The following is a 22,761-nucleotide window of genomic DNA, read 5'->3' as shown; positions in this document are numbered from 1 at the left end:
AAATGGCAGCATTCCAGGGAAATGTCCAGCCTATTAGACTGAAATATTCCGTACAGCAAGCACTGGGGAAGCACCTGCTGTCCTGTTATCCGCATGAAGCATGCGGAGTCCTGCTGGGTGCTGCCGCAGCGGGTGGCATGCTCATAGATACTTACGTACCCTTGCGCAACGTAGCGCCAGACCCGCTGCACACCTTTACTCCCCACCCTGAAGAGTGGATTAATGTACTGTACAATGAACCAACTATCATCGGTCTATTTCATACCCACCCACATTCAGCACCTATCCCTTCAGTTGCCGATTATAAAGGACTAACAGCACTAGGACCTGAGTTTGCGCTTTATCTTATAGGTTCTCCCAACACCAAAGATAGCGGCAATCCCATTCTGAACGGATTTTATATTGAGCGTTTGCCTGATGACCGCGACGGTAATTTGTTCCGCGGTTTATCTCAAGCCCCGCTTCACGTTCTACTTAAATAAGCATAAAGATCACCCAAGGTATCCACTTGGCCGCGCTCCGAAATTTCCCGCAGGTAGATCACCCACAGCTGTGCTGTCATCTTTGCGTCTTCCAAGGCATGATGACGGCCATGAATCGGAATTTCATGCACATATAGCAGCTCATCCAGCGAATAATTACTTCGCTGTGGCTCAAGCCATCGCGCTAACATCATCGTGTCCAGCACACGGTGTGTTAGCTGAACTTTAGAGGTTTTCCATAAAGCAGCATTAAGAAAAGCCTTATCATGTGAGCTTGCATGTGCCACCAGCACATTTTGACCTACAAAGGACATAAAATTATGAAGGCCATCCATTAAGGAGGGAGCGGATTGTGTCATTTCTTCCGTAATCCCAGTCAGCCTTGTAATATCCTCCGGAATAGCCGTCTGACAGTTCACCAGTGTATAAAAGCATTCCTCTTCTTTGATCTGCTCTCCAACAACCTTGACGGCTCCGAAAGACATAATCTCATCACCATGCTGATGGGAAAAGCCTGTAGTCTCTAGATCAAAGATCACTGTCTCTAATTCAGACAATGGGGTATGCAGCACCTCAGGCCGCCGCTTCTCTCGCATCAAAGATCGAATAAAGGCCATTTGCTGCGCAGTCTGTTGCGCAGTTTCCCCACCTCTCATCGAAGCAATTGCCGAGGGCATTCCACCTTGTCTTAGATTACTCCAGAATCCTCCGTTTTTGTTCGGCTCCCTCATGACCGCCACCTTTCCGCTGAGCGGAGCTGACGCTGCAGCGCCCGATGAAGGCGTCTGACAAGCAGCAGGCTTTCACGCAGTTCAGACAGCAGCTGCTTATTCTTCAATTCACTCTCAGCTACATAATCACTGCTGATTAACATTCCATCCTGAACACTATATGGCGTGTTCACTCGCAATCGCATTGCTAATAAGAAAGCTCTGCGAATATCCTCTAAATGTTGATATTTCCCAAGCCTATCAAGCGCTTCAATCCGCTCTAATGTCGAGCCAGCTCTAATGCCGTGTAGTAATGACAACCGTCTAACAATGTTCACTAACGGAATATAGACCCCATACTTAACATCAAATCCGCCTGCATAATCACCAAACCGTTCTGTTAACACCTGTCCCAGTAAATTCAAAGTCGCTTTATGGCGTACTGTATTGCGAAGAATAGCATTAGACAGCAACTCATTTTCCGCAAAGCCTTCATAGAAAGCTTCTTGCCACTTCGCTGATAACTCCACGCTTCCTGCCACATGACGCATATCCGAAGAGATAATAAGATACCGGATCGGCTCCCATTCCAACTGATTTCTCCAGCTATCAAGCTGCTCTATCCATTCAGATAATGTCTTACGCCACATGACTTGGGAGCACATTACCTTCCCCGCACATTTCTCATATCCTACTTCTTCAAGCATATCGGATAACAAAGTTCCGAAAAATTCGAAATAGCGATTTTTTTCCCCATCAGGCTCTCCTTCGACTATCAGGCCATTATCCTGATCGCTCCAAAGCGTTGCCTCCTGCCTCCCACTGCTGCCAAACACAATAAAGGAATAAGCACAGGGAGGCGGGCCATAGCCCGCCTCTTTCATCTGCGCCTCACATATGAGTACTGCGGTTTGGGCAATAAGATCATGCATAGTATTCACACGGAACATCCATTCCTCTATAGGAATAACATTCAACTGTTCGAGAAGTACTTTTTGACAGGCAACACGCCTCTCCCTAAGCTCCTCTGACGAACCGGCCAATACGATGGTCCTAAAGCTTTCTTCATTATACTCATCTGTTAACTCCATCGATGCCACACGGTCCGCCTCCCTGTCCGAGTTGAAATGTTATTGTTTAAGGGTTTTGGATTCCGAATCTGCGATCAATTTCATTTGCTCAGGGTATCCGTAAGTACCATGTTCACTGATATCCAGGCCCATCAATTCTTCTTCTTCTGTAACACGAAGTCCGATAGTTACCTTCATTACATACAAGATGATGAAAGAAAGAACGGCTACGAAAACAAATGTTCCAACCACACCAAGCACTTGAACCCCTAGTTGATGGAAACCACCACCGTAGAACAACCCAGCTTCACCTACCAAGCCGCCTTTAGTGATAAGCTCAGGTACAGCGAACAGTCCCGTTGAAACTGCACCCCACATCCCCGCAATACCATGCACCGAGAAAGCATAGATTGGATCATCAAGCCCTGCACGTTCCAGCCATTGGGAAGTCATGAATGTAAAAGCGCCAGCTACAAAACCAATAATGATTGCTGCCCATGGATCAACGAAAGCACACGCTCCTGTGATTGCAACTAATGCAGCCAGAACACCATTCAGCATTGCTGGAATATCAGATTTACCAAAGTACAACCAAGAAGCAATCAATGCTGCCAAACCACCTGCTGCTGCTGCGATGTTCGTTGTTAGGGCTACGTGACCGAAGAAACCGCCCATTGGGGACAAAGCACTACCTGGATTGAATCCGAACCAACCAAACCAGAGGATAATAACACCGAGTACAGTAAATACTTGGTTATGACCTGGAATGATCACGGGTTTACCTTCTTTATTAAACTTACCAAGCCGAGGCTTAAGCAATATGGTTGCTACCACTGCTGCCGTTGCACCTGTAAGATGGACAACCGTGGAACCTGCATAATCTTGCATACCCAGCTCAGCCAACCAGCCACCGCCCCATACCCAGTGTGCTACAACTGGATAAATTACGACGGAGAACAAAATTCCGAAAATGATATACACACTTAGCTTCGCACGTTCTGCCATACCACCAGATACGATAGCCAAGGAAACTGCTGCAAAGGCCATTTGGAATAAGAATTTAACATTTAAAGTAACATCAGAAAATGCAAGTGATTCAAAAGAAGCTGCGGTTGAATCTCCTCCGTACAAGAAGCCTGTAGTACCGAAGAAGCCATTGCCGTTACCGAAACCAAGTCCAAAGCCGATAGCCCAGAAGCAAAGACTTGCGATAGCCAGGGTAAGTACTGTCTTACCTGCTACGTGCCCTGCATTCTTCATCCGAACCGAACCCGCTTCGAGCATTGCAAACCCTGCTTGCATAAAGAATACTAAAATGAATGCCAGGAAGGTAAACGCTGTGTCCAATCCGACTTGTAAGTCTACGTTCGTCGGACCGTCCGCTGCAAAAGCACTTACCGGATAAATCATCAGTGTAATCATGGCCAGTAACATCATCAACCATTTCTTTTTCATTTTTACCCCACTCCCCAATGTTATATTTTCTAACAAAGCGTGAAACTCTTAATGTCATTATAATCAGAAGTCAGGTAAATTGACAAGACTATTTTGGGAATGTTTTTATTTTATTTTATTTGAGCACACGAAATTTTCACAGTACTAATGGACTAGAGGTCCTAAAGACCTGATTCTAGCTGCATTTTCATTAAAATAACTACGCGCACAACCTCATTTATATTACCTGATAATTGAACGCATCTTTTACCAAAATTACAAAATACATAACATTTAATGTTATGTATTGGGGTGACTTATAATTTCCAAACCCAATCATTCTTCAAATTTGATATCCCTTTGAGTTTGAGTGTATTGTATAGAAACTACAGATCACCGTTCATGAATTAACCCTTCTTTACTGCATATACTTTATGAAAGTATGACGTTTGACTGTATGGTTTCCAGTTTGTTATCATTACAGATAGCACAAGAAACCATCAATTTAGGAGATGACCGCCACTTATCGGCAGTCGTATTCAATTAGTGAGGCGAGATTAAATGGGGATATGATTTTGTATCGAATTGGAGAATTAGCTAAGGCTGCTCACATTAGTGAACGAACTATTGATTATTACACGAAACTGGGATTAATCTCCCCGGAATCTAGAAGCACCAAAAATTATCGGCTATACAGCCATGAAACCTTGGCTGCTTTAGAACGTATTACTCAATTAAAGCATGACAAGTATTCATTGGAAGAAATCAAATCTATGCTAGGCAAATGGAACGAGGCAACACCAGAAACTGACGTCTCTGATAAATTAGTTGAGTTAGAGCAGCAAATGCAGCGGCTAGAACGGGAAGTAAAAGCCCTTGAACCTCTTATTAGTGGTTTGAAGCCAGGACAGGCCAGTCGCGTACTTTCAAATCTGCTCCCTCAGGGATTAGCCTGCATGGAAGCGATCCGGCTATTGCTTACGCAAGGACCGCCAATGTAAATACCATATTTACAATACAGTGGAGGAATGCATCTATGTTTATGTACCTATTAGTAATTATTGCTTTTCTTTTCTCATTGTGGGCACAGTTTAGAGTCAAAGGAACCTTCAGCAAGTGGTCAAAGGTAGCTAATTCGAACGGCCTGACTGGATATGAAGCCGCGAGACGTATGCTCGATGCTAATGGCTTACACGATGTTCCGATTGAACCTGTAAGAGGCACACTCTCAGACCATTATGACCCCATCCACAGAGTTGTACGCTTATCAGAGCCTGTATATTATGAAAGTTCCATCTCTGCAATTTCTGTCGCTTGTCACGAAGTAGGCCACGCGATTCAGCATAAAGTAAGTTATCCTATGTTGACACTTCGTCACCGGATGTTCCCGGTAGTTAATTTCGCATCAGGCATCGCGCCTTTCATGCTGATGGCAGGTTTCATCTTCGGTTACTTTAATCTTATAGGCTTGGGTATCATTTTCTTCTCAGCAGCTGTTGCATTCCAGCTCGTAACGCTGCCTGTAGAATTCAACGCCAGTAACCGGGCTCGTCAGGTCATGGTAGAACAAGGTTTCATCCGCAACGAAGAAGAACGCGGAGTAGCAAAGGTTCTCAACGCCGCTGCATTAACTTATGTTGCTGCTGCTCTAGTATCCTTGCTTGAATTGCTTCGCTTGATCACCGTCTTTTTAGGCAACCGCGACTAATATCGCATACCTCTAAACAACAAAAACCCCGGAAGGCTAAGAGCCGACCGGGGTATTATTTTGCCTAGCTTTAAAGTAGGAGATTAAAAAAGTCCGAAAGGAACGTGCCACCAGCGGTAATTTACTATCTGTACGGTAGATCAAGCCAACCGTTCTCGTCACCGCAGGCTCCACAACCTTCACCTGGGCTGGTTGGAGAGGATTCGTCTGATAGAACGCCATCTCCGGAAGCAGGCTTACACCCATCCCTGCGGCCACCAAACCACGAATGGTATCGGTCTCTCCGCCTTCAAAAGCAATCTGCGGTTGGAATCCCGCCTGCAAGCAAGCTTGCCAAACGATAGGTCTCAACGAATAGCCTTGGCTGAATAGAACAAACTTCTCTTTTTGCAGCTGTTCCAACCGAATTTCAGATTCTCCTGCCAACCGGTGATTCTGAGGAAGAATCGCAAACAACTCTTCAGTCATTACAATATCCCCCGAGACATGCTCATCATTCTCAGGAAAAGGTGAAATGAAGGTTAAATCCACTTCTCCAGACAATACGTCTTTTATCAAAGAAGGGTAAGATCCTTGTTTAAAACGAAATTTGACATGAGGATAATACTTACGAAAATCTGCAACGATAGTCGGGATTAGATGTGTGCCAAGGCTATGCGGGAATCCAATCCGAATCTCACCACGCTCGGGATCCAGAAATTCATGCACCTCATTTACCGAATGCTCCAACTCCTTAAGGATACTCTCAACCTTCTTGCAAAAGAGCTGCCCAACAGGGGTAAGCTGCAGATTGCGCCCTTTTTGCATGAATAGATCAACCCCAAGCTCTTGCTCCAGCTGATGAATCTGACGGCTTACCGCAGACTGCGCTACATGAAGCTCTTCTGCCGCTCTTGTTACGTGTTCTTTTTGAGCTACCTTTAAAAAATATTGCAGCTGTCTTAGCTCCACTCCATCATCGCCCCTGTCTTAGGCTTTTTTTGAATATACGAATAATTAGCCCATATACGAAAAAGCCAGAAACCAAACCTCCGAGATGTGCAACCCAATTTACATTCGGTGTAGCAAACGACATAATGATCCCGATCATTAGCAATCCGTATAAAGTCTTACGCGAGCCCTCATCCATCATCGCCCGTTGAATAACGGCAATGTATAAAAATGCACCATAAATGGCGTAGATTGCTCCAGAAGCACCAACCGAAACCGTACCAACCTCTACTACTGAGCGGGCACTAATCGCAATTGTAAGCAGATTTGCCAGAAAGCCTCCCGCCACATAGAGCAGCGCATAACGCCACCAGCCCAGCAATCGCTCCAGAGGCGGTGCAAACACCAGGAGAGCGAAGCAATTAAAGAACAGATGGGAAAACCCATTATGTAAAAAAATAGCGGCCAGATAGCGCCACAGTTCCTCTTTGTACGGACTCACATCAACTATAGCACCAAAATCAATAAGTGTTTGAATATTTGTTGATCCTCCGTTAATTACCGTCAGGATAAACATGATCACATTGGCCAATATGAGCAGACAGGTTACCGGATAATACCGGACATAACTTTTCCAATTTTCGTATCGAATAAATATCATAACACCCATCCCTTTACATATATATCTTGTCCGGTTGGACATCTTCCTGCTATTAAGATTATAATTTATTGTGGCAGTAAGAATCCAATATTATAATTCGAGGAGGAAAACAAGGATATGACGCAAGAAAAAACAGGCGTAGCTACTTTTAAAGGCAACCCCATCACTCTCGTAGGACCTAAGCTAACAGCTGGTGATCCTGCACCCGATTTTGTTCTGAGCAAGAATCTTCTAGAAGACGTGTCTCTAAGTGATTATGCCGGTAAAATCAAGCTAATCAGTGTTGTCCCTTCTCTTGATACCGGGGTATGTGACGCACAGACCCGCCGGTTCAACAGTGAAGCCGCAGAGCTTGGTGACGATGTGGTAATTCTCACGGTAAGCACGGACCTGCCGTTTGCCCAAGCTCGCTGGTGCGGCGCTGCCGGTATCGATCGAGTAATTACTCTATCCGACCACAAAGCAACCTCATTTGGACAAGCCTATGGTGTGCTGATTAAAGAATTCCGCTTAGATATGCGCTCCATCTTTGTTCTGGATAAGAACGACAAGATCGTATATGTTGAATATTTGAGTGAAATGACCGAGCACCCTAACTATGAAGATGCTATTGCTGCTGTGAAGAAGCTGCTCTAATTCTTTAATCAGTAGCGGTTATTCCAACAATACTTAATTATCTCTGTTAAAAAAGCGGCAGAAGGTCCATCCTTCTCCCGCTTTTTTTGTAATAGAAAGATTTATCGATAACACACTGAGCAGCTCACCGTTTACGTAAACGCATTCATACTATCCCTAAGCAAGAAGGGTTTGACGGGCCTCTAAAAATCAGTCTGCTTTGTATTTTCCTAATTTTTTGTCCAAAGATGCATACAAGCGTTGAATCACACGGTAATTCGCCCCGAGATCACCAAGTGAACCTCTAGATGCAGAATACATGTCTACACCACAACGAACAGGCGTCGTATTTAGCACCGATACCGTAATGTCCAGCGTACGGCCAAATGCCGTTCTTTTCTCAAGAGTAATCTCACCTACAGACTCCACTTCGTGAAGCACCTTAAATCCAGGAACTTTCTTTAAAGTTGATGAAACTTCTTCCCATGCTTTGTCTTTAGTTAGATTGTAATAACGCGTTTTTAATGTCGGATCTTTGGCGCGGTCGCTTGTTCCATCATGACTGCGGAATAAGCCAACCAAGGTTCTTTTTAACGACAAAATTCTTCCCCCTCTACAAATCCCAAGTTCATTATTATAAGTGTAACACTCTTGTCTCAGGAACAAAAGGGTATAACTCACTTTCCCTTTATTCCAGACATACAAAAAAGCGCCCGCTCCCATTATTCACGGGAAACAGGGCGCCTTGGCTTAAACAAGAGAAAACCCGCTTATGCCGTCCGGCTACAGTGTCTTCTGAACCTGCTAGAGCAGGTGGGTGATCGCAGAAAACGTTTTTGAATTCCCCAAGTCATATAGACAGGGCGGTTCAGCTGCGCTTCGTGTAGATCTCCCAAGACATTATCATTGGTTCAAAACAACGAGTAACCGTAACGTACATCGCAGGATTTGTTATTATTATATTGCGTTTTAACGAAAAAGTAAACCTGTATGCGCTTTATTTTTACACAGGAATTAATTACCTGGAAATATCCAACGCTTAATCCAACATTTTGTTAAATGCGTTTGGTGTCCTTTTCATCAATTTCATCCTCGTAGTCATCGTCATCGTCATCGTCGTCGTATTCATCCGCCCGATTGTTCAATGCTGCTGCTTCTGCTTCTTCCTGCTCTTTCAGTTTCTTCTTTTCTACTTGCAGCTGTAGCTTATTATAAGTAGCGTAGAAGTTAAAGAAGGCCGCCATTGCAATCAACGTTGGAATACAAATGAAATACAGAGCCGGATATCTAAGACCGATATAAACAAGAACCGCGGCTGCAATCAATGTAGAGAACACACGAATTGGGCGTGCTATAGTCAGCAATATAGAATTGGTCATCACTTGCTTGAAGCCCATTTGGTAGTGAACCACAATGGAAAAGAAGTTAAACATGGATACCGACAAAAGTATCATCAGCACCAACATCAAAATACCAACAATTCTGAAGTTAGGCATTTGTGTCATGTAAACTGTTACATCAACGTACATAACAACGAACATCAATGTATAGATAACTCCTCCGAGCATGCTTTTTACATAGTTCTCTTTATACCCCTGAAAAAATGTACGAAAAGTTCCTACATCCGTATTCCCCATTACCCACTTACGTACTACAGTAAATAAAGCGGCTGAAGCTGGAAACACCGTAAAGGGCGCTAGAATCCCCATTGCCCAGTTCAATGTAATTTGCTCGTTCGCTCCACCTGCGCCTGTCCCTAACATAATCATCTTTAAAACACCAAAAAACAAAAACGGGGCGGAACATAGTGCCCATAAGATATTACTTCCTGCGATACGTGAAATCCATTCTGTGACGCGGTATAAGCCGCCCATTGCTCCTTTAAACTCCAATTCCCTTCCTCCTCTGTCTCTTACATACTACATATCTTAACTATACCTCATTTGACCTCCTCATTTCCATAGCCCAACTTTCTGAATTATAGACTATCGTCTATACGTAAAGCCTTTATAGTCCATATATTAGGATTGTAACCATAAGAAATACCAAAATCCCCACATTCTAAAGGAGGTTATCTCATGTCTACACCTGTTGGCTTCGGCGGTTGGACTTCTACAGGCACGATCCTCGTATTGTTTATCTTGCTCGTTATCATCACTCGTACATTCGGATACTAATATCTCACAAAACAAATTCGCGCCCTACTAAGGACACAACTATTCACCAAACATCCTTATATTTCAGCAAAAAGAAGACGAGAACCGCAATGCGGCATCTCGTCTTCTTTGGTATCTTGACGAAGTATTAATTATCGAAATCTTCACGTTTTGCAGGACGAGTGCTCGTGCTGCTTGGACGAGTGTATGGTTTACGCTCTGCGCTGCGGTTTGCACCACCGTCACGAGCAGCTGGTGCGCCATCACGGTTGCCTTTATAGCCACCGCCATAGCCGCCACTGCCGCTACCGTAGTTACTGCCACCGCTGCTATAGCCACCACGACTACCGCCACCGTTATTATCACGGTTACCACGGTATCCGCCACCGCTACCGCTGCCACCGGAAGTACCACGGTTTCCGCCATAACCACCATTAGGTTTACGGCCACTGCGGATATCGTTTTTGCCACCACGACGTTTAGCACGAATTGGATCTTCAGGAGTCAATTCAATTGCAGAATCCTTCTTGTCGCCAGTGAGAAGCTTCATAGCTGCGGACAACAATTGTACGGAATCATATTGCTCAAGCAATTGAATAGAAATTCCTTTGTACTCGTTCAACTCTCCGCTTTCTACCACTTCAAGCAAACGCTCAGCAGTAACGCGTTGTTTACCTTCAATAGCTTCAGCCATTGTTGGCAAAGGTTTACGAGTAATCCGGTGACGAGTAACACGTTCGATCAAATGCAGGTGATCAATTTCGCGTGGAGTAACAAATGACCAAGCCGTACCTTCTTTACCTGCGCGTCCTGTACGACCAATACGGTGTACATAGCTTTCAGGATCTTGTGGCAAGTCAAAGTTAATTACGTGAGTTACGCCGGATACGTCCAGACCACGTGCCGCTACGTCAGTAGCTACCAGCACGTCAATGCTGCCATCACGGAATTTACGCATTACAGCATCACGTTGGTTCTGTGACAAGTCACCATGCAATCCATCAGCAGAATATCCGCGTTTTTGCAAAGCTTCAGCAAGCTCATCAACCCGGCGCTTAGTACGTCCGAATACGATAGCTAATTCAGGTGATTCCATATCAATCAAACGACTAAGAGCTTCAAACTTTTGACGCTCAGGCACTTCCACATAAGCCTGATCAATCAGTGGGGCACTGATTTGTTTCGGAATAACGGAGACATGTTGCGGGTTGTTAAGAAATTGTTGAGCTAGGCGTTGAATGTTTGGTGGCATTGTAGCAGAGAACAACATGGTTTGACGTTCTACAGGAACGAGCTTCAAGATAGTCTGAATATCTTCCATAAAGCCCATATCCAGCATTTCATCTGCTTCATCCAATACAACGGTTTGAACATCATCCAAACGGATCGTTTTACGGTTGATGTGATCGAGCAAACGACCAGGTGTACCAATAATGATTTGTGGTTTCTTTTTCAATCCACGGATTTGACGTCCAATATCCTGTCCGCCATAAATCGCCAACGAGCGAAGACCTTTGAAACGGCTTAGCTTGCCAATTTCTTCTGACACTTGGATGGCCAACTCACGAGTTGGTGCCATAATAAGGGCCAAGATTTTTTCGTCTTCACGGTTAATCTTCGAAATGAGGGGGATACCAAAAGCAGCAGTCTTACCTGTACCAGTCTGAGCTTGACCGATCAGATCCGACCCAGTCAATGCTAATGGGATCGACTGTTCCTGTATCGGTGTTGCCTCCTCAAATCCTAACTCTGTGATTGCTTGTAGCACTTTTGGCTCCAAGCCAAATTCTGCGAATGTTTTCAAATTATTCATGCTCCTTCTATACAGTGGACATTCCACATGCTTGTCTGTATTCTTAAGTAGCGGTAAACACATTTATAGGCTGTCCAATCATGCTCTATTTTCTGCATGATATAGCGCTTTTGGGACGAAAAGCCTCCCTAATCATCAGGTACCTTGTTGTACCTGAGCAACTGTAGCTTTACATCCGATGCAATGCAAAAATACCATTGTAACGTTCTACTCAAGAATATCCTATACATTATATCACAAACACATGTGAGAATACCAGTGGGTTCCTTTCTTTTCATTGCTTTCATGTTTTATTTTTTTAAATATATATATAAGGGTGGATTTACTTGTTAAGACAGATTTTGAATTGTTTGGTTGTTTTTTTAGGAGCAGCACTGATCGCCAGTGGATTTAATCTATTTTTAATTCCACACCGTTTACTAAGTGGTGGCGTATCTGGGCTTTCCATGTTAGTGGGTTATTTCACTCCATTAAACATAAGCCTCCTATACTTGCTCTTTAATATTCCTCTGCTGGCTGCTGGCTGGTTCCAGTTAGGCCGGAGATTTATTATTATGAGCATGTTATCCGTTGTGTTTACAACCTGGTTCTTAACGGTAATTCCTGAGCATCTGGTGGCTACAGATATGCTGCTGTCCTCTGTATTTGGCGGAGTTCTCGTTGGGATTGGCTGCGGTATCTCCTTCCGTGCAGGAGGTTCTTCCGGAGGTTTTGACATCTTGGGTTCAATTATCACTAAATACCGTGATTTCCCGGTCGGCAATGTAGTGGTAAGTTTAAATGGACTAGTTATCCTGGCGGCCGCTTATCTTGACCAGAACTGGAATTTAGCACTTTCATCAATGGTATCTATATATGTAACAGGTAAAGTGTTGGATATGATTCATATCAGCCACTTAAAGGTAACCGTATATATTGTAACAAACCGTACAGATGAATTACTGCAACATCTAATAGGCCTTCAACGAGGTGTCACAAAGATTAAAACAGAAGGCGCTTATTCTCACGTTGAAAAGGACATGCTAATGACGGTAACAACCCGCTACGAACTTGCAGAGCTGCAACGTATCATCCGCACGACAGATCCGCAAGCTTTTGTAAATATTGTTGAAACAGTGGGTGTTATGGGTTCCTTCCGGAAAGACAAAATGAGGAAATAAAAATTCCTAGTATTGGAAAATGCACCAAACTCAGAATTATGATATATTATACACACGCAGAACCCTAACAATTTCATAAAGATTGAGATTTACCCCTCTTTTTTCCAAAGCACTTCGTTTTCCGATGAACACTGAATCAATTCAGAACTATCGAAAAGGGAAAGGGTGATTTTTGTGGAAATGGAAACGGTAAAACTGTCAGCAATCGTCATGAGGTGGTATCCTGATATGATGCCGTTTCTCAAACAGGACGAATTAAATTCAGTAATCGTTCTGCGAGACGGGCTAAGTATTCTGGAACCTGCAGATGCCATGGATATTATCCATTACAGCATCTGTGAACATCAGAATTCTGCGTATCTTCAATGAGCAAGCCGCAAGAGAAGTCTTGATAGTTGCCGCCTTGGGTTCGGCCCTGTTGCCGATTTAAGGCGGCATTTACTTTTTTCATACCGTTTCGAATCCATACATCTCGTTTATAAACAACAAAGGCGGTTTTTCATTCCCAATCTGAGCTAATATTGTTACAACACTGTTCTTTTTGGGAGCAACCGTTCCTATATAATTTAGGGGAAAGTACATAAAGGGAGAGAAAAACGAATGAACATCACCTGGGCTCTACTGATGATGGCCTTGGGAAGCGTAGGCGTACAACAGAACCAACATGACGCTGAAGTGGCGATCGCTTTGAAGTCCGCCATGAATCCCCCCATCATTGCACAACAAAACAACAATTCGAATGTAGCAACTCCAGCTCCAAGCGCTTCACCTGAAGCAACAAACTCAGAAAGTATGTTACACACCGATCCACAGCCAGACGCACCCAAAGTAAAAGGCATTTATGTTACCGCCTACAGTGCTGGTGGGGAACGAATGGAAAAGCTGCTTACATTGCTTGACCAAACCGAACTTAACTCAATGGTTATAGACATTAAGGACGATGCGGGTTATATCACGTATAAGACCGATAATGCCGACCTTCAGAAGCTTGGTAACCCTCAGCCTTTTATTGGAGATATCAGCAAGTTAATGGAACGTTTGAAGAAACATGATGTTTATCCTATCGCCCGGATTGTTGTTTTTAAAGATTCCATTCTTGCCAAGAAGAACCCGCAGATGTCTTTTGTTAATTCTGATGGCACTGTATGGAAGAATAAAGGCGGCGACAGCTTTGTTAATCCTTATAATGAAGATGTTTGGAAATACAATGTGGATATCGCCAAGGAAGCTGTCAAGCTCGGCTTCAAAGAAATTCAGTTCGACTATGTTCGTTTTCCGGAAGGATTCGAAAAACGTGCTGAAACCCTTAAATACACTAAAACCAGTGATTCACGCGTAGAAATTGTATCTAATTTTGTTAAATATGCCAAAGCAGAGCTAGCTCCACTTGGTGTCCGTGTGTCCGTAGATATTTTTGGATATGCCGCATCTGCCCCTGCTGAGGGTATCGGCCAAGACTTTGTTAAAATATCCAAGAATGTGGATGTTATCAGTCCAATGGTTTATCCAAGCCACTATTCAACGGGATGGTTCGGCGTGAAAGAGCCCGACTTAGATCCTTACGCTACAATCAAAGGTTCCATGGTTGATACACATAAGAAGCTTGATCCACTGGGCAGCTACAAACCCGTTATTCGGCCTTGGATTCAAGACTTTACAGCAAGCTGGCTCGGAAGTGGTCATTATGTGAAATATGGTAAAAAACAGGTGGAAGATCAAATCCGCGCTTTAAAAGATGAGAATGTGGATGAGTTCCTTCTCTGGAACGCCAATAATCGCTATACAGCCGATGTTGATTACGAAAAACAATGAATACAGCCCTTATTATTTATAGCTGATCTGATATACGTATGCTAAAGACCCGGCGTCTGCCGGGTCTTTTAACGGAAACTTATTGAACTATGTAACCTATTCCATGAAAAATCATAAAGAATGAGGCACAGAATTATGATACAGACCACCTCTTTAAAACAAAAGGCAGGACAATTTTTTCATATTTTATTCCCAATCCTTGTTACACAAATTGCTTTATCCGCGATCACCTTCTTTGATACTAATATGTCCGGTAAATTCGGAACCGTCGATCTGGCAGGAGTTGCGATAGGAACTAGTCTTTGGATTCCAATCCAAACCGGTCTCAGCGGTATTCTTATGGGGATCACACCTATTGTTTCACAGCTCATCGGGAGCAAAAAAGATAAGGATGTTGCCTTTCAAGTCACACAAGGTATTTGGCTGTCACTGATTGTTTCGATCATCGTCTTGCTGATTGGCAGCTTTGCCTTGTCACCTATTCTTAATTTTATGAACTTGGAGCCTGGTGTAAGAGATGTTGCTTTCCGCTTCCTCAGTGCTATTTCGTTCGGAATTATCCCCCTGTTTGGATATACGGTACTTCGTAGCTGTATAGACGCTTTAGGGCAAACACGCGTATCCATGTGTATTACACTAATAGCTTTGCCTGTAAATGTAGGTTTGAACTATTTGCTCATCTTCGGGAACTTCGGATTCCCTCGTCTCGGGGGTGTTGGTGCAGGGGTAGCTTCAGCCATTACCTATTGGGTTATATTTGCCGTTGCTCTACTGTTCATATATCGTTCTCAGGCCTTTGTAAATCTCAGATTATTCCGTAATTTCTACTTCATATCGTTAAACAGCATTAAAGATTTGCTTAAAATCGGAGTACCCATCGGTTTCTCGATTTTTTTCGAAACGGCTGTCTTTTCCGCTGTAACCTTGTTAATGAGCCGATTTGATACCGTAACAATTGCCGCGCATCAGGCAGCAATCAATTTTGCAACAACACTCTATATGATTCCGCTCAGTATTTGCATCAGCCTTACCATCCTCGTCGGCTTCGAGACCGGGTCTGGCAGACAAAAGGATGCACGCCAATATGCCATAATGGGTATCGGGCTGGCGGCAATCCTTTCGCTGGCCACAGCTTTATTACTCTTGTTTGCCGGAAATCATGTAGCTGGTCTATATTCAGATGAACCCGATGTCATCTCGTTGATTCAGCATTTCCTGATCTATGCAATCTTTTTTCAAATCTCAGATGCAATTGCTACACCTACTCAAGGGGCGCTTCGCGGATATAAGGATGTTAACCCAGCCTTTATCATTTGTTTTATTGCCTATTGGGTAATTGGCTTACCTACAGGTTATGTACTTGCAACTTATACAGATCTAGGAGCATTCGGCTACTGGATTGGACTTATTACCGGTCTTGCCATCGGTGCGACCCTGCTATTGTCTCGGCTTATCAAAGTTCAACGGCGTTATGCCGCACAATACACACAGGAACAACCACAGAGTTAACGATCCATATTACACAAAAAAGGAACAGTGCGCATCTCGCAGCTGTTCCTTTTTATATATAGGGTCGCTAATTATTGGGAAAGACGGGAAGCCAGCTCGTACAGCTCCAGGTCAAAGCCCTTTTTCGTATTCACAACGAGATCAATATCCGTAAGGGTTAATTCACCTTTGATGATACCACAAGCCTTGTCGGATTCACCTTCGATTAGCTTACGTACGGCAAAATCGCCAAGACGGCTAGCCAAATTCCGGTCTCCAGGAGTTGGTGTTCCACCACGTTGGATATGTCCGAGTACAGTAACACGTGCGTCCAGAGAAGCATGACGGTCTTTCAGAGCTTGAGCCACATCTTCACCTTTGCCAACGCCTTCGGCAACAATTACGATACTGTGACGTTTACCTCTGATAAAGTTATCGCGCATCCGGTCAGCAACTTCATTCAAATCATACGGCATTTCCGGCACAAGAATTGTTTCTGCTCCGGAAGCCAGTCCAGCATGCAGCGCGATATCGCCACAGTGGCGTCCCATAACCTCTACAATGGAAGAACGTTCATGGGAGGACATAGTGTCACGCAACTTGTTAATAGCGTCTACAACAACGCCAACCGCTGTATCAAAACCGATAGTGTAGTCTGTGAAGGAGATATCGTTATCAATCGTACCTGGCAAAGCCATAGTCTTGATACCGAGTTTACTTAATTTGTTAGCTCCTTTATAAGAACCATCTCCACCGATAACTACTAGACCATCGATACCCAGTTCATTAAGGATATCCGCGCCTTTTTGTTGGCCTTCCGGTTTCGTGAACTCCAGACATCTTGCAGACTGCAGAACAGTACCGCCACGTTGAATAATATCCCCTACACTGCGAAGATCCATTGGGAAAATATCGCGATTCAGCAGACCTTGATAACCACGTTGCACCCCAAATACCTCAATACCGAAATAAAGTGCGCTTCTTACAACCGCACGAACAGCGGCGTTCATTCCCTGTGAATCTCCACCACTAGTCAATACTGCGATTTTTTGAATTTTAGACATTCTGTTGTTCCTCCTTAAAATTGTGCGAAGTCTGATACTTCTTATAAAAATAACTTCGCGACATGGTTACAAAAAGCGTTTGCGTATCCAACGGCTGTTAGCGAAGAAGAACAGTCTTGTAAGCGGACTGCCTTTCATCAGGCTTTTAGATACAGAGCGAACTTCCCGCTGTTCGCTAACTTTCGGATCAGATAAATAAAGTGCCAGCAATCCCTCAATCACCATACGATGCATCGAAGACTCTGGAAGATTACGAACATCCTTACGGGCCCACTCAACCATTGCAGCGATCCGACTCAGCATGGTATCCGTGTCATCATAATAATTGCAGAAATTAAGATCACCGCCTGCTCGGTCCTCTTCCTGATCAATCAGATAATCCAGCATAATGTGCAGACCACATACATGCGGAAAATACGCGGCTCGAATCGAAGCCGCAGAAGCTTGGTTCAGCTTCGGATCACATGCGGATAGAAATAACATAAATACACCTAGCGTTGATCCCGTTGCAGCCGAAAACTCATTCCATTGCAGATGCGGCGCTCGACTGCCCTGTTCCTCCCACCACTCCTTCAGGGCTGTTTCCCTGAGTTCCGGGCGGATGTGCTTATACACTTGTAAATCTGTATAGAGCACAGCCAGTTCTCGAATCTCCGCTGCAGCAGCGGAATAACCTGGCAACAAAGAAATCATTTCTTGGCATTTACGAACCAGCCTGTACAAATATCCGCCGTCATTCTGTTCACTTCGAAGCGCATAATAATTACCTGGCTCAGCATTTGGATCAATAGCATCCAGCATAGATTGATGCAGCAGCCTGAAATCTGCAGGATCAAGCGAAGTACTGCGATCACATAAGTTGTCCAGATAATCACTGATAGTTTGATAAGCAACAATTAGCGGAATCAGTATATGTTTCATCGATAAATTGCCGGCGGCATAAATACCACCGCCTATGCAATGAAACTCTTTAGTTTCAATGCTGGCAAGTGCTTGCTTCCGGAGCTCGGGATCGGGAATCCCGTTCGCATCTTGGCGCCAGAAATGGAGACATTCTCTCACTTCCGGCAGCACGTACTTATAGACCCTGTTCATAAGTCCCAGTGGACCACGCGGGCTAAGGTAACGGCCTTGCTCTAATTCACTCAATGACAGTGCCTCCACATTGTTGTCTCCTTATCCAAATCACCACTTATTATAATATGATCAGGCGTATTTGTACAAACAACAAAATCACTTTCGTAAAATCATGAAAGATTCAGAAATACAGCAGTTTTTAAAAACATCTCCCCATTGCTTTATGCTATACTAGGCATATTTCAATTTCGGAGGAGTGCAATCCATGTTTTCAAAACGGACCGGCAGCCTTTACAGTGATCAAAACTGGCTGCGTTCCTTTCTCTTTACCATATATGGTACCAGCGTCCTTGTAGTATCCTACTTTCCTTTATTCTACACACATTTAGGGTTTAGCAGTTCTCAGATAGGCTACTTGTATTCCCTCGGTCCCCTTATCTCCATCCTATCCAATCTATTCTGGAGTATGATAAGCGATAAGTTAGGCACCGTTCGAAAGATCATGTTCATACTACTTGCGGGTCAATTAGTAACTGGTCTTCTATTAGCCAGAGCGGCCGAATTTTCATCTGTCATGCTTATTTTGTCCTTCTTCTACTTCTTCTATTACCCAGTTTTTCCGCTTGCCGATACAATGGCTATCAAAGTTGCCGAAAGACACGGACGGAACTTCATTACCATTCGCGTTTTTGGCTCCTTAGGCTATTCTTTCTTTGCTCTAACCGTTGGCTATGCATTAAGAGCATTGGGCTCTACTTGGAGCTTGACCCTATGTATCATCATCATTATTGCTGCACTTTTAATTACCCTAGGTCTTAAGGATGTTAAGAGACCTGCTGTTATAGAAACAACGAATCAAGATAAGGACACAGCTGAAGCTGATAATAGCAAAAATGGACTTAAAGATATATTGTTGCAAAAAGAGGTGTTGTGGTTCTTCGGCTGTGTGTTTGTACTCGCGTTGGGCCATAGAATGAACGAAGCCTTTCTGACGATCAGTCTAAAACAACTAGGCGCAGGTGAGGAAATCATTGGCTGGGCATTGCTCGCGTCAGCTCTTAGTGAGATCCCTGTATTATTTATCCTCAGCAGATACGGCGACAAATTCAAAGAATTGCCCTTGCTGGCCTTGGGGAGTCTGATGTATGCTCTGCGTTTTCTTTTGATGTCCCTGGCGGATCATCCAGGCTCAATGATTGCCATTCAAGCCATGCACAGTATATCATTTGGTGTTTTTTATGTAACATCTGTCCGTTATATCACCCGGATTATCCCGGATCGCCTGCGGGCAACAGGTCTTGCCATTTTCACCGTCGTTTGGTCAAGTGCCTCTGGGCTGCTTAGCGGTACCTTTGGCGGCATTATTTATCAAGAGGCGGGGCGTTATATTTTTTATATAGTGGCTACGGGTTTCAGCTTACTTGCTTTTGCAGGGTTTCTGGGACAGCATTTATTGAAATCCAACCTGGAGCCGATCAATTATTTCAGAAAAAAGAACAAAAAAGCCTCCCTGTAATTAGGGTTGCTGTTATTCCATAATACAAAAAGGTCGTTGCACTCCCCTTCACTGGAGTGCAACGACCTTTTTCATTTTGGATAACTTCTATAGCGGGCGTAAAAAAACACAGTTCCCGAAAGAACTGTGTTCTGTAAGTTGGTAACCACTCTTGCAAGGGCTTGCCAAGTAAATTATATATTTGTAGCAGACAGCTTAGCTGTCCTGCTGTTTCTTATAATTTTACTACGTTTTCAGCTTGCGGTCCGCGACTACCATCAGTGATGTCGAATTCTACTTCTTGACCTTCGTCCAAAGTCTTGAATCCTTCACCTTGAATTGCTGAGAAGTGTACGAATACATCTTCGCCGCCTTCTACTTGAAGAAAACCATAACCTTTTTCTGCGTTAAACCATTTTACTGTACCTTTCAATTGAACAACCTCCTAAAAATAACCGCCATATATGGCGTATAACTATAGTATACTGCAATCTTCTGTTCAAATCAATCAAACCCAACCCTTAATATATGATTTAATTTGCTTTTCCCTTCTCCAGTGCGTTATCATTGAGCCAAAAGCCAAAAATCGCCAGGGTGGTAATGATAATGATCAAAAAACATGAAATATACAAAACAGACAAATGGAATATGATGACGGTAGAAGTTCAAGGCCGCTACATTGTACTCCGCGAAATTTCCGATCAATGGGGAGAAGAAACACATACCTTCCTGAGTCGTCCAGCGATGATGCAATGGGTGAATAACCGCTTCAACAAAGAATCTTATAAAGACAATGAAGAAGAGTACAAAAACATCATTGCAGCTTTCAAACAGGTATAACAGGAAATGAATAACGAAAATCTCACGATTTATGTTGTCCTAGTCCTCTGTCTAGGCGCAGTATTAATTATGACCAAGGATCGTGTCCCGCCGAAACTAAAGCGGGGCATGGCCATGGCTGCGGTCGTAATGATTCTGTTTGCTTTCATCTTTGTTATTTATAGCTTGTTGGCATAACTACCATATAAAGAAGACTAAATATTAATAATCAGGACTTAGCAGGACATAATAAGCTGACTCTACTTTTCAAAGAGGAGGACGTCATGCCTATTACACTCAAGTCCATCCCTCTTCTACTTGTGCTCAGCTTGCTACCGGGTGAAATATCATCCACAGTATTGCCGAGGGAGATTATGCCTACTACATCTCATCATTCTAGGAGGGTTTCTATGGAACAATTATTGAAGAGAAGTGAAGTACCTGCTGAGAATCGTTGGAAGCTTGAAGATATATTTGCCTCTCAGAAGGATTGGGATGCAGAATATGCTGAAGCTAAATCACTGATCAAAAAAGCTGCTGATTTCCAAGGTAAACTTGATTCCGCAGAAGCTGTGAAACAATGTTTTGAGCTGGATGACAAGCTGTCCGTCTCCACTGAGCGACTCTTTGTCTATGCTCATATGCGTCAGGATGAAGACACTGCTAATCCTGAATATCAAGCTTTGTCCTCCAAAGCGAAGAAGCTTGGGATCGAAGCAGGCGAAGCCTTTTCTTTTGTAACCCCAGAAATCTTGGCACTGCCTATTGAGAAGCTGGATCAATTTATTGCTGATCCTGAACTGTCCGCTTACACCTTCACTTTAAAAGAGATGAAACGTGAGAAAGCGCATGTATTGTCCAAGGCTGAGGAAGCTCTGCTTGCCCAAGTTGGAAACCTAGCACAAGCGCCTCAGAACATTTTTAGTATGCTGAACAACGCAGATCTGAAATTCCCTAAGATTAAAGATGAAGATGGCAAAGAGGTCGAGCTGACTCATGGCAACTATATCAAGTTCTTGGAAAGCTCCGATCGCGAGGTTCGCAGAAATGCTTTTAAAGCAGTCTATGACACCTATCGTAAGCAAAAAAACACCATCGCAGCAACGCTTAGCGCCAATGTGAACAAAAACGTCTTTTTCTCACACGTCCGCAAGTATCCATCTGTAATGGAAATGTCTCTCTACGGTGATAACATTCCAAAAGAGGTATACACCAACCTGATTGATACGATTCATGAGAGTCTTCCTTTAATGCACCGTTACATGAAGTTGCGTCAAAAGCTGCTTGGTGTGGATGAGTTACATATGTATGACCTATTTGCACCACTAGTAGATGAATATAAGCTGGATATCACGTACGAAGAAGCGAAGAAAATTACCAAAGAAGGCCTCAAACCGCTGGGTGAAGATTATCTGAATGTGCTGCAAAAAGGCTACGACAATGGCTGGATTGATGTCTATGAGAACGAGAATAAACGCTCTGGAGCTTACAGCTGGGGCCCTTATGGCACACACCCATACGTCCTGCTGAACCATAACGATAATCTGAACAGTATGTTTACTCTGGCACATGAGATGGGTCATGCTCTACACTCTTATTTTTCAGACAACGCTCTGAACTATCGGGATGCACAGTATACCATTTTCCTTGCAGAGGTTGCTTCAACTACCAATGAAGCTTTGCTTATGGATTATCTACTCAAAAAGTCTACAGATCCTAAGGAAAAAATGTATCTGCTCACTTACTATGCCGATCAGTTCCGGACAACGATTTTCCGGCAAACGATGTTCGCAGAATTCGAAAAGATCATTCATCAGCGTGTTGAAGAGGGCGATTCGCTTACCCCTCAAGATCTTTCAAGTATCTACTACGACCTGAATGTCAAATACTACGGCAAAGAAATGGTTGTGGATCAGGATATCGAGATGGAATGGGCACGAATTCCGCATTTCTATAACAGCTTCTATGTTTACAAATATGCAACAGGCTTCTCGGCAGCGACTAGCTTTGCCAAACAAATCCTTGAAGAAGGTAAACCGGCGGTAGATCGTTACCTCGGCTTCCTGAAGAGCGGTGGCAGTGATTACTCCATCAATATTTTGTCAAAAGCAGGCGTTGACATGTCGTCTCCTGAGCCGATTCGCGAAGCGATGAGTGTGTTCGAAAGTGTTATCGAGCAAATGGAACAGTTGACCAAATAAGGCAGAGAGCTTAGTATTACATTAATCCCTTGCCCTATCTGGGCAGGGGATTTTATATTGTTATAT

24 protein-coding genes and 1 other RNA gene are annotated in these 22,761 nt (G+C 43.7%); 13 read left to right on the top strand and 12 right to left on the bottom strand.

Annotated elements, in window-relative coordinates; genetic code table 11:
• Positions 1–2: 2 nt before the first annotated feature.
• Entirely contained in the window at positions 3–482 is a 480-nt protein-coding gene (locus MHI51_RS10835; protein ID WP_405173851.1) for a M67 family metallopeptidase, read from the top strand.
• On the opposite strand, the gene MHI51_RS10830 is transcribed toward MHI51_RS10835, so the two are convergent.
• The 3 genes from MHI51_RS10830 to MHI51_RS10820 are packed head-to-tail and all read right to left on the bottom strand — an operon-like array spanning position 464 to position 3,717.
• A complete protein-coding gene (locus MHI51_RS10830; protein WP_076276347.1) occupies positions 464–1,213 on the bottom strand; it encodes an exonuclease domain-containing protein in 750 nt (249 codons plus the stop codon). The genes MHI51_RS10835 and MHI51_RS10830 overlap by 19 nt on opposite strands.
• The gene (locus MHI51_RS10825) at positions 1,210–2,283 is read right to left on the bottom strand and encodes a DUF294 nucleotidyltransferase-like domain-containing protein (RefSeq protein ID WP_076276437.1); all 1,074 of its coding nucleotides are present in this window, start codon (positions 2,281–2,283) and stop codon (positions 1,210–1,212) included. The genes MHI51_RS10830 and MHI51_RS10825 overlap by 4 nt, the downstream gene beginning before the upstream one ends.
• Positions 2,284–2,322: 39 nt before the next feature.
• Positions 2,323–3,717 (bottom strand): ammonium transporter, encoded by a 1,395-nt coding sequence (locus tag MHI51_RS10820; RefSeq protein WP_036689307.1) that lies wholly within the window; start codon positions 3,715–3,717, stop codon positions 2,323–2,325.
• A gap of 548 nt (positions 3,718–4,265) precedes the next feature.
• Here MHI51_RS10820 and MHI51_RS10815 point away from each other — a divergent pair.
• Together MHI51_RS10815 and MHI51_RS10810 are read left to right on the top strand one after the other, a co-directional pair.
• Entirely contained in the window at positions 4,266–4,697 is a 432-nt protein-coding gene (locus tag MHI51_RS10815; RefSeq protein ID WP_036689305.1) for a MerR family transcriptional regulator, read from the top strand.
• Between the two features lie 35 nt (positions 4,698–4,732).
• On the top strand, positions 4,733–5,404 hold the full coding sequence (locus MHI51_RS10810) for a zinc metallopeptidase (RefSeq protein WP_076125126.1): 672 nt from the start codon (positions 4,733–4,735) through the stop codon (positions 5,402–5,404).
• Between the two features lie 36 nt (positions 5,405–5,440).
• On the opposite strand, the gene MHI51_RS10805 is transcribed toward MHI51_RS10810, so the two are convergent.
• Entirely contained in the window at positions 5,441–6,355 is a 915-nt protein-coding gene (locus MHI51_RS10805; protein ID WP_076125124.1) for a LysR family transcriptional regulator, read from the bottom strand.
• Between the two features lie 4 nt (positions 6,356–6,359).
• Positions 6,360–6,995 (bottom strand): rhomboid family intramembrane serine protease, encoded by a 636-nt coding sequence (locus MHI51_RS10800; RefSeq protein WP_076125160.1) that lies wholly within the window; start codon positions 6,993–6,995, stop codon positions 6,360–6,362.
• A gap of 117 nt (positions 6,996–7,112) precedes the next feature.
• On the opposite strand from MHI51_RS10800, the gene tpx reads away from it, so the two are divergent.
• The gene (gene tpx / locus MHI51_RS10795; protein ID WP_076125122.1) at positions 7,113–7,631 is read left to right on the top strand and encodes a thiol peroxidase; all 519 of its coding nucleotides are present in this window, start codon (positions 7,113–7,115) and stop codon (positions 7,629–7,631) included.
• A gap of 189 nt (positions 7,632–7,820) precedes the next feature.
• On the opposite strand, the gene MHI51_RS10790 is transcribed toward tpx, so the two are convergent.
• The 3 genes from MHI51_RS10790 to MHI51_RS10780 all read right to left on the bottom strand — a co-directional run bounded on the left by MHI51_RS10790 (position 7,821) and on the right by MHI51_RS10780 (position 9,502).
• Entirely contained in the window at positions 7,821–8,210 is a 390-nt protein-coding gene (locus tag MHI51_RS10790; protein ID WP_036689295.1) for a DUF1499 domain-containing protein, read from the bottom strand.
• A 159-nt stretch (positions 8,211–8,369) separates the two neighbouring features.
• Positions 8,370–8,561, bottom strand: a non-coding RNA gene (gene ssrS, locus MHI51_RS10785) — 6S RNA.
• 104 nt (positions 8,562–8,665) lie between these two features.
• Positions 8,666–9,502 (bottom strand): YesL family protein, encoded by an 837-nt coding sequence (locus MHI51_RS10780; RefSeq protein WP_076125120.1) that lies wholly within the window; start codon positions 9,500–9,502, stop codon positions 8,666–8,668.
• A 186-nt stretch (positions 9,503–9,688) separates the two neighbouring features.
• On the opposite strand from MHI51_RS10780, the gene MHI51_RS10775 reads away from it, so the two are divergent.
• Positions 9,689–9,787 (top strand): hypothetical protein, encoded by a 99-nt coding sequence (locus MHI51_RS10775; protein WP_036689290.1) that lies wholly within the window; start codon positions 9,689–9,691, stop codon positions 9,785–9,787.
• Between the two features lie 127 nt (positions 9,788–9,914).
• Here the strand turns inward: MHI51_RS10775 and MHI51_RS10770 are convergent, their stop codons facing one another.
• A complete protein-coding gene (locus MHI51_RS10770) occupies positions 9,915–11,570 on the bottom strand; it encodes a DEAD/DEAH box helicase (protein WP_076218385.1) in 1,656 nt (551 codons plus the stop codon).
• A gap of 335 nt (positions 11,571–11,905) precedes the next feature.
• Between MHI51_RS10770 and MHI51_RS10765 the strand changes: the two genes are divergently transcribed.
• From MHI51_RS10765 to MHI51_RS10750, 4 genes are all read left to right on the top strand, one after another.
• Entirely contained in the window at positions 11,906–12,739 is an 834-nt protein-coding gene (locus MHI51_RS10765) for a YitT family protein (protein ID WP_036689285.1), read from the top strand.
• Between the two features lie 180 nt (positions 12,740–12,919).
• Positions 12,920–13,108 (top strand): hypothetical protein, encoded by a 189-nt coding sequence (locus MHI51_RS10760; protein ID WP_036689649.1) that lies wholly within the window; start codon positions 12,920–12,922, stop codon positions 13,106–13,108.
• A 231-nt stretch (positions 13,109–13,339) separates the two neighbouring features.
• On the top strand, positions 13,340–14,551 hold the full coding sequence (locus MHI51_RS10755; RefSeq protein ID WP_076125118.1) for a putative glycoside hydrolase: 1,212 nt from the start codon (positions 13,340–13,342) through the stop codon (positions 14,549–14,551).
• A gap of 135 nt (positions 14,552–14,686) precedes the next feature.
• Positions 14,687–16,060: an MATE family efflux transporter gene (locus MHI51_RS10750; RefSeq protein ID WP_076125117.1), complete on the top strand. Its 1,374-nt coding sequence runs from the start codon at positions 14,687–14,689 to the stop codon at positions 16,058–16,060.
• Between the two features lie 71 nt (positions 16,061–16,131).
• On the opposite strand, the gene pfkA is transcribed toward MHI51_RS10750, so the two are convergent.
• Together pfkA and MHI51_RS10740 are read right to left on the bottom strand one after the other, a co-directional pair.
• A complete protein-coding gene (gene pfkA / locus MHI51_RS10745; RefSeq protein WP_036689277.1) occupies positions 16,132–17,103 on the bottom strand; it encodes a 6-phosphofructokinase in 972 nt (323 codons plus the stop codon).
• Between the two features lie 66 nt (positions 17,104–17,169).
• Entirely contained in the window at positions 17,170–18,252 is a 1,083-nt protein-coding gene (locus MHI51_RS10740) for a tetraprenyl-beta-curcumene synthase family protein (protein ID WP_036689648.1), read from the bottom strand.
• Positions 18,253–18,445: 193 nt separating this feature from the next.
• On the opposite strand from MHI51_RS10740, the gene MHI51_RS10735 reads away from it, so the two are divergent.
• Complete coding sequence (locus MHI51_RS10735) at positions 18,446–19,696, top strand: MFS transporter (protein WP_076125115.1); 1,251 nt, start codon at positions 18,446–18,448, stop codon at positions 19,694–19,696.
• A 214-nt stretch (positions 19,697–19,910) separates the two neighbouring features.
• On the opposite strand, the gene MHI51_RS10730 is transcribed toward MHI51_RS10735, so the two are convergent.
• Positions 19,911–20,108 (bottom strand): cold shock domain-containing protein, encoded by a 198-nt coding sequence (locus MHI51_RS10730; protein ID WP_036689272.1) that lies wholly within the window; start codon positions 20,106–20,108, stop codon positions 19,911–19,913.
• A 173-nt stretch (positions 20,109–20,281) separates the two neighbouring features.
• Here MHI51_RS10730 and MHI51_RS10725 point away from each other — a divergent pair, with 173 nt between their 5' ends.
• From MHI51_RS10725 to pepF, 3 genes are all read left to right on the top strand, one after another.
• Positions 20,282–20,515, top strand: coding sequence for a hypothetical protein (locus tag MHI51_RS10725; protein ID WP_036689271.1), 234 nt, complete (start codon positions 20,282–20,284; stop codon positions 20,513–20,515).
• 6 nt (positions 20,516–20,521) lie between these two features.
• Entirely contained in the window at positions 20,522–20,692 is a 171-nt protein-coding gene (locus tag MHI51_RS10720; protein ID WP_036689267.1) for a hypothetical protein, read from the top strand.
• Positions 20,693–20,904: 212 nt separating this feature from the next.
• Complete coding sequence (gene pepF, locus MHI51_RS10715) at positions 20,905–22,695, top strand: oligoendopeptidase F (RefSeq protein WP_076125113.1); 1,791 nt, start codon at positions 20,905–20,907, stop codon at positions 22,693–22,695.
• The last annotated feature ends 66 nt before the right edge of the window (positions 22,696–22,761 follow it).

The sequence above is a fragment of the Paenibacillus sp. FSL H8-0260 genome (assembly GCF_045040625.1).
Classification (GTDB): Bacteria; Bacillota; Bacilli; order Paenibacillales; family Paenibacillaceae; genus Paenibacillus_AQ; species Paenibacillus_AQ odorifer.
The sequence above is the reverse complement of the archived record's forward strand: the minus strand, read 5'-3'. Positions and strand labels throughout refer to the sequence as shown.

What these genes read in the sequence shown, in the direction of transcription:
- MHI51_RS10835 (WP_405173851.1), top strand. Translation starts at nt 3, where the DNA reads ATGGCAGCATTCCAGGGAAATGTCCAGCCTATTAGACTGAAATATTCC.
- MHI51_RS10830 (WP_076276347.1), bottom strand. Translation starts at nt 1,213, where the DNA reads ATGAGGGAGCCGAACAAAAACGGAGGATTCTGGAGTAATCTAAGACAA.
- MHI51_RS10825 (WP_076276437.1), bottom strand. Translation starts at nt 2,283, where the DNA reads ATGGAGTTAACAGATGAGTATAATGAAGAAAGCTTTAGGACCATCGTA.
- MHI51_RS10820 (WP_036689307.1), bottom strand. Translation starts at nt 3,717, where the DNA reads ATGAAAAAGAAATGGTTGATGATGTTACTGGCCATGATTACACTGATG.
- MHI51_RS10815 (WP_036689305.1), top strand. Translation starts at nt 4,266, where the DNA reads ATGATTTTGTATCGAATTGGAGAATTAGCTAAGGCTGCTCACATTAGT.
- MHI51_RS10810 (WP_076125126.1), top strand. Translation starts at nt 4,733, where the DNA reads ATGTTTATGTACCTATTAGTAATTATTGCTTTTCTTTTCTCATTGTGG.
- MHI51_RS10800 (WP_076125160.1), bottom strand. Translation starts at nt 6,995, where the DNA reads ATGATATTTATTCGATACGAAAATTGGAAAAGTTATGTCCGGTATTAT.
- tpx (WP_076125122.1), top strand. Translation starts at nt 7,113, where the DNA reads ATGACGCAAGAAAAAACAGGCGTAGCTACTTTTAAAGGCAACCCCATC.
- MHI51_RS10775 (WP_036689290.1), top strand. Translation starts at nt 9,689, where the DNA reads ATGTCTACACCTGTTGGCTTCGGCGGTTGGACTTCTACAGGCACGATC.
- MHI51_RS10760 (WP_036689649.1), top strand. Translation starts at nt 12,920, where the DNA reads ATGGAAACGGTAAAACTGTCAGCAATCGTCATGAGGTGGTATCCTGAT.
- MHI51_RS10755 (WP_076125118.1), top strand. Translation starts at nt 13,340, where the DNA reads ATGAACATCACCTGGGCTCTACTGATGATGGCCTTGGGAAGCGTAGGC.
- MHI51_RS10750 (WP_076125117.1), top strand. Translation starts at nt 14,687, where the DNA reads ATGATACAGACCACCTCTTTAAAACAAAAGGCAGGACAATTTTTTCAT.
- pfkA (WP_036689277.1), bottom strand. Translation starts at nt 17,103, where the DNA reads ATGTCTAAAATTCAAAAAATCGCAGTATTGACTAGTGGTGGAGATTCA.
- MHI51_RS10735 (WP_076125115.1), top strand. Translation starts at nt 18,446, where the DNA reads ATGTTTTCAAAACGGACCGGCAGCCTTTACAGTGATCAAAACTGGCTG.
- MHI51_RS10725 (WP_036689271.1), top strand. Translation starts at nt 20,282, where the DNA reads ATGATCAAAAAACATGAAATATACAAAACAGACAAATGGAATATGATG.
- MHI51_RS10720 (WP_036689267.1), top strand. Translation starts at nt 20,522, where the DNA reads ATGAATAACGAAAATCTCACGATTTATGTTGTCCTAGTCCTCTGTCTA.
- pepF (WP_076125113.1), top strand. Translation starts at nt 20,905, where the DNA reads ATGGAACAATTATTGAAGAGAAGTGAAGTACCTGCTGAGAATCGTTGG.